This window comes from Neolewinella maritima, from assembly GCF_923081025.1.
In the GTDB taxonomy this organism is placed as follows: domain Bacteria; phylum Bacteroidota; class Bacteroidia; order Chitinophagales; family Saprospiraceae; genus Neolewinella; species Neolewinella maritima.
In genome coordinates this window covers 999,249-1,012,667 of the sequence record NZ_CAKLPZ010000001.1, presented here as the reverse complement: position 1 = coordinate 1,012,667, position 13,419 = coordinate 999,249, and the positions used below count along the sequence as shown (strand labels likewise).

Sequence of the window (13,419 nt, the reverse complement as noted above, 5' to 3'; positions counted from 1 at the left end):
GAAGATTCAGGAGTAGTATGATTCTCATGGCAGGTGCATGCTTTTCAGGTGTTGCCACAGTCCGCTGGCCTTGACGGCCAGTTCGTGCACGTCCTCCGTGTCGTTCACGTCCAGGCGGCGCAGTAGGAATAGGTCGGTGTCATCATCGTTGAAGCCATGGTCTACGGTGAGTCCACAGCGGTAGCCGGCCGTGCGTGTCTCTTCTACGGTGCGGGTGTCGTAGTCTCCGTTCGGGTAGGCCAGGGCATTGATCGATAGTCCGAAATCCCTTTCGAGTCTCTCCTTGGCCCCCTGCAGACTTGCCCGCACCCGCGCGCGCGCACAAGTGGTGAGAATGGAGTGGAACCTGGTGTGGGACTGAAAGTCGATCAGCGGGCGCATCCGCTGAATCTCCCGGGCGGATAGCGCCTGCCGGGTCGGATACTCCTTCTCCTCGGCAAACTGGATACCGCCGAGGCATTCGAGCCGCTCCGTGTTGGGCAACGCCTTAAGGCGTTCTACGGGCAAAACCCCATCGGCATCTAGGAACCAGAAGTGCCGGTAGGTATCGACGATGGCCGAGCAGAGAAAAATGGTGGCCGGCACGCCGTACTTTTCGAAGAGGGGCAGGAGCGCATAGTTGCCCCGGTGACCGTCGTCGAACGTGAGGATGAGGGAATACTCCGGCAGCCGATCGGTCGTACCCGCTGACCTGGCCTCCAGATAAGTCTGTAGACTGATGATGCGGTAGAACCTGGTCAGGTAGCGAAGGGCCATTTCCATGGCGGTTGGCGAGGGGTCGTGGAACAGCAGGATGGTGACCCTGCGCCGCTGGTACAGGAAGCGAAACAACCGTACGCACCCACTCTGGTGCAGTAGTCTGAAGGCGAGCGCTTTCATACGACTGGGCTTGTTTGGTGGACCCGTCCGTACACTCCGGCCCAGCGTCTGCTGATGGATTCGTGATCGTACTTACCCTTAGCCAGGAAGGCCGCCCGGATGGCCGCACGGTCCCCCGCGAGGGTCCGCAGTACGGATGCGGACAGGTACTGCGGGTCGCGGGTGGTAGCTACTTCGCAGTACGGTACCCCCTCCAGCATGCTGGCTACGTCGCCTACGTTGACTGACACCACCGGCAGTCCGCAACTGAGCGCCTCCTTCACCGCCTGGGGGGAGCCCTCGCTGGTGGACGTCATGAGCAGGCAGTCGGCCCGGTTCATCAGGTCCCGCACGCCGGTACGGGACAGGCCCTCGAGCGTGGCGTAGGCTACCTCGGTACCGGTACGGCGCTTCACCTCCGCGACTACCCGCTGAAACAGGGCAAAATTCTTCACCGGCACCCGTGGTGAACCCGGGAACAGCAGCAGTAGACCGGACCGTGACCCGGGTCGCGCAGTCGGCCTGAACCGGTCCACGTTGACACTACAGGGCAGCAGCTCGTAGTCGTCCGTATACTGACTGACGATGGCGTTCATTTCTTCATTGAGGGTGAATACCCTATCCACCTTAGGCAGCAGCCGCTTGGTGAGGGCTACCTGCACGTGTCTGCCCTGCTCGATAAGGATGTCGGCACCGTGCAGGGACAGGAATACGGGTACTTTGGGGCGGTAGAACAGGCGCCAGAGCGCGGACAGACCAAAGTGAACGTGCACCAGATCGTACTTGCCCTGCTCGATCCGGCGGGGCACTTCGTAGATCGCCCGCAGGTATTCCCGCCAGCCCTTTTCGGCACCGTTCATGAGGTAGACATCCTGCGTCAGTTCCAGGTAGCGGGCCGCGTCCTGCATTTGTTCCTTCACGAAAATGCCGAATACCGGATTGGCCGGCGTGGGGTACATATTGGTGACGTAGAGTATTCTCATGATCCGGACGGGGTATTGTCCTGTACGACCAGCTCGGCAGTCGCTACAGGGAGTTCCGGCTGTAGTACCGTGCGGAGGTAGCCCGCCAGTTGAGTATCTACGATATGTGCATACGAGTACTGTGCCGCACGTGCCCGGATCTCACCGGCGGAATAGGCCGATCGCCGGCGGTAAAGGGTTTCCAACCCCGCAGCAAAGGCCTCCGGCGTACTGTCGATCAGTACGCCGTTGTGCGGCTCGATCACCAATGTATTCTCGTGGGTCGCTGTAGCGAGCACGGGTAGTCCGGCGAGGAAGTACTCGTAGGTCTTGGTCACCGGCTGGAAGTTGTAGTAGTCGGTGATCGGTACGTAGGACACCCCTACGTTGGCCCGCTGGAGGTAAGGGGCCACGCTGTCGCGCTGTATGAACCCGGTCAGTTCTACGACGTCCTCCAGGCCGTAGTGTCGAATCTCCGTCCGGATCATCTCCTCCTCAGCGACCGACCCACTACCTATTATGGTATACCGGCAGCTGATCCCGCTTCCGTGTGCACGCAGAAATATGCCTAGTCCGGCGACTGACTCATGGATGTCGCGGGTAGCAAACGTGCCTACGTAAAGTAGGTGAAGCGCCTCATACGATCGGGCCGCCCCGGGCGTCACGCAGGCTCCCAGGGGTAGCACGTTAAATTGCTTGAAGCCAAATGCCTTGCCCAGACTTTCGGAGATGAAGGAGCGGTGCCGAAAGGCCCTCATTTCCATTTTCAGGAACGCATTGAATGCGTTTCGCGTGAGCGCTTTATCCGTGACGCTGCCGGTACGCACATCACAAATGATCCGGTCTCTCAGTCTGCTGCCCATTCCCGGTAAGACGAGGGCCGCTCCGGCAAAGTAGAACAGGAGAGTCACGGCAAAGTCGGGGACGATAGTTCTCAGCTCCCGCATGAACCGAAGATTACGCCTGAGCAAACTGCCGGACCTGCTGGAATAGATCACCCGCACACCGGCTGCCTGTATGCGCGGCCTGTCGTAGTCCCAGCAGAAATAGGTCACGTCAAAGTGGCGCGTCAGCTCTATGGCGTACGCGTAGGGGTCGACGTGATACCCGAACTGGTCACGGGTAACTAGCAGTAAGTTCTTTTTGTCCGACACCGGGAGGTAGTTGAATTAGTGCATATGGGGTGAGTAAGCTTAGAATTTATCGTAGCGGATGAAGCAACGCGCCGAGAGTTTGGCCAGCGCCAGCGGCTGTGGGTACAGGAGCTTGTGCAGCCTCGCCTGACGCAGGTAAAAAGTGAGTGCCCGCAGGCCGGCGAAGGAGGCTTTTTTACTGATGAAGTAGAACCGGTCCGCTACTGCCCGACGGAAGACCGTCCGGTCGTAGTAGCCGGTAGCATCGTTGTGTCGCATCAGGACCAACAGCCACTCAAAGGCGCGACGATACTGCCTGAAGTCCGTGAATACCCGGCCCGAATTCAGGAATCGGTGCGACCTGAGCTGACGCTCGTCAGCGTATACACCGAAGTGGGCCAGCGCTCTGCCGGATACCACACGCAGCGTTTCGAAGGATTGGTCCTCGGCCTCGTCGTAGCGTTGCATGAGGCTTCCTTCCGTCACCCGGTAGCGGTAGAGCACGTTGGGTACGATCCCGAGCTTAAAATGCCGGCTACACTGTAGGACGAAGTCGTAATCTTCGGCGATGGGAAGGGTCTCGTCGTAGCGAATACGGTGGTGCCGTACCAGGGGCAGGCGTAGCATGACCGTCGCATTGGGTACGATGGGCGTGAACAACAGGAGGCAGCGCAGCAGTTCCGCATGGTCTGGTGGGCGGGCCTGGGAATGATCGCCCCCCCCGAAGCGCTCGATCCAGGTACCGCACAGACCCACCTCGGGATTAGCGTGCAGGTAGTCGAGTTGCAGACTTAGCCGCTGTGGGAGTATAACATCGTCACTGTCGATCCACGCCAGAAATTTACCCCGAGCTTCCTTGATCCCTACCCCGCGGGTATAGGCTACTCCCCGGTTGGAGGAGTTTGCCATCGGTCGAATGCGGTGGTCCGAATAGGCCTGTACCACCTCCATACCGCCGTCGGTAGAACCGTCGTCAATGACTATCAGCTCCCAATCCGTAAACGTCTGGGCAAGCACACTATCGATGGCGGCGGCCACGTAGGGCCGGCCATTGTAGAGTGGCATTACCAGAGAAACGGTGGGCTGTTGCATGCGACGATTAACTAATCGTATTATAATTATTTACATTACCTGCTACCCGTGGTGTGAAGTTGTTCATAGTATAACTGGGTGGTCTCGGTGAACTAAGCTAATATATTTTCGTGGTATTTCATACTACCCTGTCTCGTTTAATTTGATATAGCCGTTCGCGCATCTAGTGCATCTAGTATGGCGCTATCGACCGTGGCGTTGAACTTACGAGCGTAGAGGTATCCGGGGCCTAGTTTGCGCAGCCGCGCCAGGTCGTTTATGCGTAGGTCTGTCGGACCCGACTGCCCTTCCGTTCCCCAATTAGCGAAGGTGACCTTGTGCGCGATCCGATCCGGCTCATTGCGGTATAGATGATTTACGATACTCTGCAAAAAGATCTCTTCCGCCAGCACGGTATCCCGGTGGTAGACCAAATAATCAGGGTGGGCGCCCAGAAAACTGAAAATATCCCGTACGGTCTCGGTCGTCAGGGCCCACCAGTGTTCCCCTCCGTAGGGCTGCAGGTAGGCGGGAAAGCGACGGGGACGCAGTAGCTTCCGGTCCACGATTAGTTTACCCCGTAGCAGGGCCTTCACCCACGACTTGATCACCGACGGGCGGTAGAACCGTCTGCAGAACGGGGAGGGCATCGTTATGAAGTCCTCCCGCCGGGCGGAGAGATTGTACTTGTACTCCCTGATGCGGTTCAGCCCACCCTGCGCCCAGACGTTACTGGGCAGTTTAAAGCTTTCGATGTAGTTGGTGCGCGGACGTTGGCGGAAGAACGCACGGATCTCTTCATTGCTTCGTAGCGGGTAGTCCTGCCCACTCAGCAGGATACAGTAGCCCTCCCGGCCCGTACGCAACACGCGCTGCAGGAGCTCAAGGGTAGCATGGACCAGTCCGATATCGCCCCAGGGCGTGGCGTAGCGCTCACCGTCCTCCAGCAGGTGTACTTCGGGCGGGCTCCCCCGGAACGCTTCGGTAAAGGGGGCCAGGTCAACCCCTGCATCGACGTTGATATAGAAGGATGTTGCCGGCCCGGCCAGTCGATCGACGAGCCGACGCAGCTGAGCGGCCTGGGTGTGAGCCAGTATGAGGTAGTGTAAGTTCATAGTGTACTGGTGGCGAAGCAGAATACATCGGATCGGTACGTTCCGGCGTACGGCACGCGGTCGGTATCCAGATCCGGACCACGCCGTACCATAGCTATACAACTGACGGAGGGGCCGGGCGGCCCGGAATGTTGCCCTTCTAGCTACTGCCTATAGCGGGCAGGGGAGCAAACGTCTGAGCGCCTTCCTCGGGTAAATAGTATTGCCGACTGTGGCCCCCTTTAGCGATACGAATAGTCCGCAGCTGGACGCGGTGGTATATGTAGAGGACATATACCGTAGCAATAACGTAGTGGTGGTGGTAGACCGAGAACCAGGTCATACTGGTGAGTAGCAGATACCATAAGTAATACTTTAGGTAGTGATAGTTAGCCGGCAGGGGCACGCGAAAGCTGCGGTACCACATCAGCGCAAAACCCAGCAGCGCGAGCAGTCCGAAATTCGCATACACTGCTATTATGCCTACATCGGATAAAAAGTAACCCTTGCGAACACCTAAATTTTCTACAAATTGACCATAAGCGCCCTCCCCCCAGCGGGCCACACCGTTGCCGAATATCCGGGCCGGCCATTCGGGCGAGAAATCAGTGACAAAGTACTCTCCGGCCTTTACGCGTATATAGTCTTCTCCCAGGTCAGCGTCGCGCTGCCCCGCCTCGACCAAACCGTCGATCTGGGTAATATTAGCGTTAGCCAGACCGATCACCAGCAAGGCCGCGGAAGCCAGCGTCCCTACCCGGAGTAATAGATGCTGGTTACGCAGTATATGGTAGAGATACAGGAGCACCATGCCCGCGATGAACTGCCGGGTCACCTGCAGGATCGGCACGAGCAGTCCCGTACCCGCCAGGACCATCCAGAACAGTCGGCCGCGGGCGCGGGTCGTCAGCTTATTGATCGCCAGTAAGGCAGTCAGTACGAATACCCCCGCACCGGGAAAGACGATGCGGATTACCCCCCGGTCCACGCTGAACGTATCCCCCCAGAGCGAACGCCCGAAGTACACGGTCGGAGCCATCACATACTGAAAAATGTACAGCAGCAGGTAGAGTAAGCCAAAGCCTATAACCACCCGCTCTAGAGTGGCGATCGGCACATTGAGCCGAATCAGGACAAAGAAGTAGATCCAGGCCAGAAACGGCAGGGTCTCGAAGATCGAGGCGCTGAGCCCCTGTCCCCACACCAGACAGGCCATGGGTATCGAACATACGATGGCGATCACGATGATCCGCACCACTGGTGCAAATCCACCCCGGGCGGCGATCAGCTGGGGAAAGCCGATGACGAATCCGACGGCAAGGAGCACGTAGTTGATGTAGTTCACCACCTGCGATGGGATGAATCTAGCATCGAATAACTTGAGCGAGAACGCCGTCGCCGCAATCAGGTAGAGGAGGGTTAGCGCTCTGGTCATCACCGTACTGCCGTTTTGTAGGTCCGGTACGTATACCAGCCAATGCCTCCACTGACCATCACCCAGATCGCCCCCTTCGTGAGCCACACCGCCTCGGTGATGTAGCGATCGGCCGCCGTAGTGACCCCGAACAGCAGGATCGCTAGTGCCCATACCCAGCCGGCACCGCGCACTCTGATGGCCAGTTTGCTGCGGAATACGTACCAGAGGTAAAACTGAAATATGGCGAAGGCAAATACAAAGGCCGCAGCAAGTCCCACTGCCCCGTAGTAGCTGCCATAGAAGAGTAAGGGCGTCGCGCACAGCGAATTGACCACGCCGAGCTGTAGAATATAGCGCTCGTTGTCGGTGGCCCCCAGTATGGTCCCCACCGCACTATCGATCGAGGTGAGGAACAGGTACCAGATCTGCAACTGACAGACCACCACGGCCGGTAAGTAGCTCGCCGGAAACAGTATATCCACCACCTCGCGGATGAATAAGGAAAACGAAAAGCAGAGGAATAGCCCCGCCAGCATGAAGTACTGAAAGCCAGCACTGACGAGTGACTTCAGCCGACTCCGGTCGGTCACCCACAGCGAGGACAGGTTAGGGAACACGGCCGCCAGGGCAAAGTCGAGCACCAAAGACACCGGACCGATCAGGCGCTGCGCCAGGTTGAAGTAGCCGACCTCCTCGCTGCTGGAGTTGATATCCAAAAAGTTATTAGATAGCCGCGTGAAGGGCAGCATCACGAGCAGGAGCAGAAAGTAGGGCCAACTCTCGCTCAGCAGTGCCCGCGATGACACCCAAAAGTTTTGCACCTGCCCCCGGAGCAAATCGTACTTCAGCAGGTAGCAGTACAGGTAGATCGCCTTGCCGGCGTGAAGACAGAGGTAGATCAGGAACAGCCGGTCGGGGTCGACGTACTCGACCGGAAGGGCGAAAATGGCCACGAACCACAGCACGCTGTGTGCGATACTGACCAGGGACGGCGGCAGCATCCGTTCGCGGCCCAGGAAGGCATTTTCGAACAGGTTGCTAAAGACATTGACGAACGAGAAGGCGAACACTAGCAGGAGTTGCCAGCCGCCCAGGCTGCCGAAGTAGTGGTTGTACACCAGGTAGAGGACCGACAGGACGACCAGCGAGATCGTCCGCAGGATCACGCCGTTGACCATTAGGTCGTTGGTCCGTTGTCCATCGCGGGCCACGGAGCGGATGATGATGTTGCGGATGCCCAGGTCACCTACGCTGATGAGCAGCATGCCCTGGGCCATCAGGAAGGTGAACAGTCCGTAGTCTTCGGGAGCCAACAAGCTCGTGATCTTCAGCACGGTAAAGAAGCTGATGACCTGCGCCAAGGCGCTTGCCGCCGTCAGGTAGGAGAAGTTCCTGACCACCTTATGCTTCAGTAAGCCGTGTACCCACGATGTCGTATGGAGCTTCACCTGCCCTGTTTGTTCTAGTGGTAGTAGCCCTGCCGGTCGGCATCGGCAGCATTCAGTACCAGTACCGGGTCCTTCAGCCGGCCGGCTTCAGCGATCTTTCGTCCTTGCTTCAGCGATGCCTTGGTCGTGACGCCGGCACGCACTACGTACAGCGATCCGGTCACGAAGCGGTTGAGCAGGACCGCATCGGTGAGCATGCCGATCGGAGGCACGTCCAGCAAAATGACGTCATAGCGTTGGCGGAGGTGATCGAACAGCGCGGTCAGTCTGGCCTCGTTTAGGATCAGGTCTCCCGGTTGTTCTCCGGTGTACATTCCCGCAGGCAGGTAGTGCAGACCGGGCGCCCCGTCGGCGGGATGAACGATCTCATCGAGCCCGGCCTGCCCACTCAGGTAATCACTCAGGCCGGTCGTACGGATCTGCTCCAGGTAATTGGCAACCTGCGGATGGTAAAAGTCGAAATCCACCACGACTACCCGCCGGTGCGCCCGCGCGAAGCTCAGCGCGAGATTAACCGTGATGAACGACTTGCCCTCGCCCTTCCCCGCCGACGTGATCAGGAAGACCGTCTTGGAGTCCGCAAACCGGTGCGTCAGATTATTGCGCAGCGAGCGAAACTGATCCGATACCACGCTGCGCGTAGTCTCGGCAACCGGTAGCCGGTGCTTGCCCCGGACGGTGCTGATCGTACCCATGAGCTCGTACTGCGGAAAGAGCTGCTGGAGGTCCTGGATCGTTTCGACCCGGTGGTTCAGTACCTCCTCGCGCGTCATGGAGTACAGGAACGGCACCGCTCCGCCACACAGGAGCGCCAGAAAGTAGTACAGCTTCTTATTCGGACTGACGGGATAGGGACCGGCGTGCGGAGGATCGATGATCTGAGCCGTAGTAGCATTGTTCACGAAGGTCAGGGCGGTCTCTTCCTTCTTTTGCAGCAGGTAGACGTAGAGCTCCTCCACGATTTTCTGCTCCCGCGAACGATCCTGCACCTGCCGCTGCTTACTGGGTACGCTACGCAGTTGGGCTATGGCACGATCGTACTGCGCCTGGGTCAGCGTCTGTCGTTCGGTCAGGTTCTTACGCAGACTAGCCACCGAGTCCTCGATGGCCCGGCGCAGGCTGGCGATACGCTGCGTGATCGAGACGACTGCGGGATTGTCCGGCTGTCCGGTGATCAGCAATTCCTTGCGCTCCAGCACGAGTTGGTTGTACAGCTGTACCTGGTCGGGGAGCTGCCCCACGGTGAGCACCGAATTGTCCAGCGCGATAAGCTGAGGTGCTCCTTGCGTCGCGGCTAATCCGGTCTCCAGCACCCGCAGTGCGCTGAGCTGGAGCGTGAGGTCTTCCTTCTGCTTCCCGAATTCGTCTACGTTGCGAAGCACCAGGCTCAGGTCGGAAGTCGACTCACCGGCTATTTCGTTGTCGCGCTTGTAGGCTTCCAGATTGGTCTCCATGCGTTGCAGCTCCTGATCAGCTCGCGCCAGGCGGTCGTCGATGAAGTTGAGTGCCTGCAGGGCGGCCTGCTCGGCATCGGCCCGCTTGGTCTCGTTGTACGTGCGCATCAGCTCCGTGAGAATAGCTACTCCCCGGGCGGGGACGGCATCCTCGATACTCAACTGGATGGTCGTGGAGTTAATGCCCGTAAATTCGGCGGTCAACTCCTCCAGGTAGTCCGCCGCTACTAGGTGGGGGTCACCGATCGATACGTACAGCGGAGTATCCCCTCCCCCGGGTAGGGCTCCATTGCGGCGGAAGCGGAAGGTGCCCAGCTCGGTATGGCATACGGAGTCGAAGGGAAAGGTGCCAATAAATTTATCCTCTTCGTACAAGCGAAAGGTAGCGTCTCCCTGTGGTTCCAGGCGAAGGCTGAGATCTGCGGACGCTTCATTCGGCGCGGCAAACGAGTCAAGTTGTACGGGAAAATTGCGGTACCCGGGGATCCGTTCCAGCCCCCGTTCGGTCCAGTAGCCATACTGTAGGTCGAGCGCCTCGACGACGGAGACCATCAGCTCGTAGGAGGTGAGCCGCTCCATTTCGTTGTAGACGTTCTGGGAGGCGGAGAACAGCTCGGTACTCCGGCGCAGCAGATCGTCGGACGCGTTGGTCTTGTCCTTTTCCTGAATCACAATACGGGCGGTGATCGCGTAGTGCTCCTGCTTGGTTTTGAGGTAGAAGAACATGGCGGTCACCGCGGTCGCTACACCGATCAGGTACAGGTACCAGCGTCGTACTACGTAACGGTTCAGCAGGTCGAGGTAGTCGACTTCGGCTATCGCCAGGGCCCGGTCCGTCGCTATGAATATGCCGGAGCTCCCCGGTGTATGGTTGTTCATATCTATATGACTTTGAGCACTTAGTTGATCGACGCGCTAACGGTTCTGAGTGAGGTTAATGATGACGGCTAGGATGGTGGCCAGTGCGGTGATGATGGGTACGGTTTTCGAGGTCTGGTCCCGGATGGCTCCGCTCTTCGCCCGCAGGGGTTCGACGTACAGTAGATCGTTCTGCCTGAGGTAGAAGTACTCGGAGGTGAATACATCGGCCGACGTCAGATCTAATCGGACGTATTCCCGTGTCCCCCCGCTTTCCCGCACGAGCAGGATATTGCGGCGATTGGCATACTCCCCCAACCCCCCCGCCCGGGCGATGGCCTCGGGCACGGTGATACGCTCATTCAGCACATTAAGTGCGCCTTCCTGACCTACCTCGCCGCTTACGGTGACGCGGAAGTTCAGCAGTCGCACGTTCACCACTGGCGTCTTCATGAAGGGCTCGAGTAGACCGGCGAGTACATTCCTGACCTCCAGGACGGACTGACCCCCTACCGCGATTTCGCCTACCTGGGGAAAGGCAATAGTACCCCGCTCCGAAACCAAATAGCCACCCAGCTGAATTGCATCTACGTCGAATACGGTGGTGCCCTTACTGGATTGATTTACAAAGGGTGCCACGATCCGGTCGGTAGGGCCGAATACGTCGATACGCAGTACATCGTTGGGCTGAACGATAATTTCAGGACGCTTACCTATGGGTTGCACGGCGGCCTCCGGGATGCCCGCCTGATAATTAACCAGATCGCGGTGAGGTACGCAGGATGTTACGAATAGGCATAGCATGCCTATCGCTACCGGGGTGAAGTGTTTCATTAACTCGTGTTGACATAGCTAGGCGGCTACAGCCCGTAGGTTAAACCGACCTACCGACAGCCCGCACATAAAAACCTAATCCGTATCCCACCATCGCGACAGGATCTAATCCACTCTAATATAGTATATACCGTTTAAATGTCACACGCTTTAACTAAGCGGTCGCTCCTTACGATAAGAACCTACCGCTGCCCCTCCATGAACTGTACCACCTCGGGATCTACTAGCACGTCGCGTAATCCCAGGGGCTGGCGCAGCACGATACCCTCCAACGTGCGGCAGCGGCTCAGGGCCACGTAGGTCTGCCCGTGCTCGAAGGCCCCCGAGCGCCCCAGGTCGACGATTATCTTGTCAAAGGTCTTGCCCTGCGACTTATGGATCGTGACCGCCCAGGCCAGACGCACCGGTAGCTGCCGGTAGGTGCCCAGCGTCTCGGTGGCGATCTTGCGCACGTCATTGGCATCGGCGGTGTAGCGGATGATGTCCCACTCGTCGTACTCGACCTCCACCTCCGCGGCCTGACCGTTCTCTACGATCTCGATCTTTACTGACTCCGCCTTGCAGGCCGTGACCGTGCCGATCGTTCCATTGACGAAGCGGCGATCGGGATCGTTGCGCAGCGTCATCACCTGCGCGCCCACCTTTAGGCGCAGGATCTGCGGCACCGGGAAAAGCTTCTCCGGGAAGTTACCCTTCACCTGCGCCGTATAGAGTATCTCGGGGCTGTTGAGCTCGGCCAGTGCCGTGGCGTTGATCTTACTCACCGTGGCGTTGCGGGCGGCCAGGGTCAGGTAGTTATCGCCCTCCTGGGGTTGGAAGTCGGGCAGGCAGCGGGCGTTCAGGTCCTCCAGCTCGTCGCGGTCGATGGTAGCATTGCGGATGCTTTCGAGCAGGCGGAGGAAGTGGCGGCTGTCCTGCCGGTACACTTTATTGAGCTCTACCATCTCCAGGTCTACGTGGTCGAGCGCATCGGCGCTGAAGAAGTAGGCGCTGGCGTAGCGCAGACTAAAGAACTCCCGCTCCGTCGCGCTACTCACCACCGGCGGCAGCTGAAACAGGTCGCCGAAGAAGATGAGTTGCACCCCCCCGAAGGGCTCGCCGTTTTCGCGGTTGAGCTTCAGGGCGTAGTCGATGGCCTCCATCACGTCGGCCCGCACCATACTGATCTCGTCGATCACCAGCGTCTCCAGGTTCTGGAACAGGCGGCGGTTGCGGCGATTCGGGCGCACGTCCTTCGACTGCAGCAGCCGCGGCGGGAAGTTGAAGAAGGAGTGGATCGTCTGTCCGCCCACGTTCAGGGCCGCCACCCCGGTCGGGGCCAGTACTACGACGTTCTTGCGGGTGCTGCGCTTAAAGATCTGCAGCAGAGTCGATTTTCCCGTACCGGCCCGGCCCGTGATGAACAGGTGGGCGCCGGCCTCCATGCGCTCCAGGGCGTAGTTGAATTCGGAGCTGAGTTGTAGGGGGGTGGGCATGGTGTAGGGGGCGGGGCAGCGCGGGTGCAAAGGTAGTAGAAAGCGGCGTCCCCGCCGCGGCAGTACCAAGCGGCCTCCGGCCGCGAGAATTACTTTAGTGGTGAATACTAAAGTAGTTTATAGGTGAGCCAGCGCATCCTACCAGCGCAGTAGTATACCACTTATTATCGTAGCGTTAATACTCACCATAAATCAAATCAGGCTCCCTCCCCTACCTACCTTTACCCCATGAAAACACTAGTTGTATACCTCGTTTTCTTCCTCACGTCCCTGACCGCCACGGCCCAGATCGACGCCAAACTCAACGCAGGCTCTGCCCTCACCGGCGGCCTCAACCTGGCGGCGGAAACCCCCATCGGAGCACAATCTAGCATCTCGGTGGGCCTGGCCTATTCCTCCCTCGGCCTCTCCTTCGATAAGAAGGAAGAATACCGCTACCGCAACCTCCGCGTGATCCCCGGTTACCGCTACTACTTCGCGCCCCGTGACGGGATGGACCGCTTCTTCGTCGGTGCCTACGGCAAGCTCGGCCGCCTCACCGGCATCGATCGGGACACCGACGCGCGCGTCAGCACCGCCCGCGTAGCCGTAGGCGTCCTGGCCGGTCACAAGTGGGTAGCCCCCAGCGGCTTCGTCTTCGAGCTCAACGCCGGCCTGGGCACCGCAGCTACCTTCGGAGGCGGCGGCAATGGCGCCAGGGGCCTGCTGTACGACCGCGCCATCGGCGCACTCTCCGCCGTAGACCTGCGCCTGGGCATCCTGGTGGGCTACCGGTTTCCCTTCGGCGACGGCCGCCGGTTCTGATGCTGTACACT

General features: G+C 59.0%; 11 protein-coding genes. 1 reads left to right on the top strand and 10 read right to left on the bottom strand.

From position 1 onward, the window contains the following. Positions 1-24: 24 nt before the first annotated feature. The 10 genes from MJQ68_RS04085 to MJQ68_RS04040 form a co-directional block, all read right to left on the bottom strand. The gene (locus tag MJQ68_RS04085; RefSeq protein ID WP_238749705.1) at positions 25-879 is read right to left on the bottom strand and encodes a polysaccharide deacetylase family protein; all 855 of its coding nucleotides are present in this window, start codon (positions 877-879) and stop codon (positions 25-27) included. Next, the gene (locus MJQ68_RS04080) at positions 876-1,841 is read right to left on the bottom strand and encodes a glycosyltransferase family 4 protein (RefSeq protein ID WP_238749704.1); all 966 of its coding nucleotides are present in this window, start codon (positions 1,839-1,841) and stop codon (positions 876-878) included. The genes MJQ68_RS04085 and MJQ68_RS04080 overlap by 4 nt, the downstream gene beginning before the upstream one ends. After that, complete coding sequence (locus MJQ68_RS04075) at positions 1,838-2,974, bottom strand: glycosyltransferase (protein ID WP_238749703.1); 1,137 nt, start codon at positions 2,972-2,974, stop codon at positions 1,838-1,840. Before MJQ68_RS04075 ends, MJQ68_RS04080 begins: the two co-directional genes overlap by 4 nt. A 39-nt stretch (positions 2,975-3,013) precedes the next feature. After that, on the bottom strand, positions 3,014-4,045 hold the full coding sequence (locus MJQ68_RS04070) for a glycosyltransferase family 2 protein (RefSeq protein WP_238749702.1): 1,032 nt from the start codon (positions 4,043-4,045) through the stop codon (positions 3,014-3,016). 137 nt (positions 4,046-4,182) lie between these two features. After that, complete coding sequence (locus MJQ68_RS04065) at positions 4,183-5,139, bottom strand: beta-1,6-N-acetylglucosaminyltransferase (protein ID WP_238749701.1); 957 nt, start codon at positions 5,137-5,139, stop codon at positions 4,183-4,185. 139 nt (positions 5,140-5,278) lie between these two features. Then, positions 5,279-6,553 carry a hypothetical protein gene (locus MJQ68_RS04060; protein WP_238749700.1) on the bottom strand — a complete coding sequence of 425 codons (1,275 nt, stop codon included), beginning with the start codon at positions 6,551-6,553 and terminating at the stop codon, positions 5,279-5,281. Then, complete coding sequence (locus tag MJQ68_RS04055; RefSeq protein WP_238749699.1) at positions 6,553-7,983, bottom strand: oligosaccharide flippase family protein; 1,431 nt, start codon at positions 7,981-7,983, stop codon at positions 6,553-6,555. The genes MJQ68_RS04060 and MJQ68_RS04055 overlap by 1 nt, the downstream gene beginning before the upstream one ends. Before the next feature lie 14 nt (positions 7,984-7,997). Then, positions 7,998-10,316 (bottom strand): GumC family protein, encoded by a 2,319-nt coding sequence (locus tag MJQ68_RS04050; RefSeq protein WP_238749698.1) that lies wholly within the window; start codon positions 10,314-10,316, stop codon positions 7,998-8,000. Positions 10,317-10,352: 36 nt separating this feature from the next. Next, on the bottom strand, positions 10,353-11,129 hold the full coding sequence (locus tag MJQ68_RS04045) for a polysaccharide biosynthesis/export family protein (protein ID WP_238749697.1): 777 nt from the start codon (positions 11,127-11,129) through the stop codon (positions 10,353-10,355). A gap of 182 nt (positions 11,130-11,311) precedes the next feature. Next, positions 11,312-12,604, bottom strand: a complete 1,293-nt coding sequence (locus MJQ68_RS04040) for an ATP-dependent DNA helicase (RefSeq protein WP_238749696.1) — start codon at positions 12,602-12,604, stop codon at positions 11,312-11,314. 228 nt (positions 12,605-12,832) lie between these two features. On the opposite strand from MJQ68_RS04040, the gene MJQ68_RS04035 reads away from it, so the two are divergent. Further along, positions 12,833-13,408: a DUF3575 domain-containing protein gene (locus tag MJQ68_RS04035; protein WP_238749695.1), complete on the top strand. Its 576-nt coding sequence runs from the start codon at positions 12,833-12,835 to the stop codon at positions 13,406-13,408. Positions 13,409-13,419 lie beyond the last annotated feature (11 nt).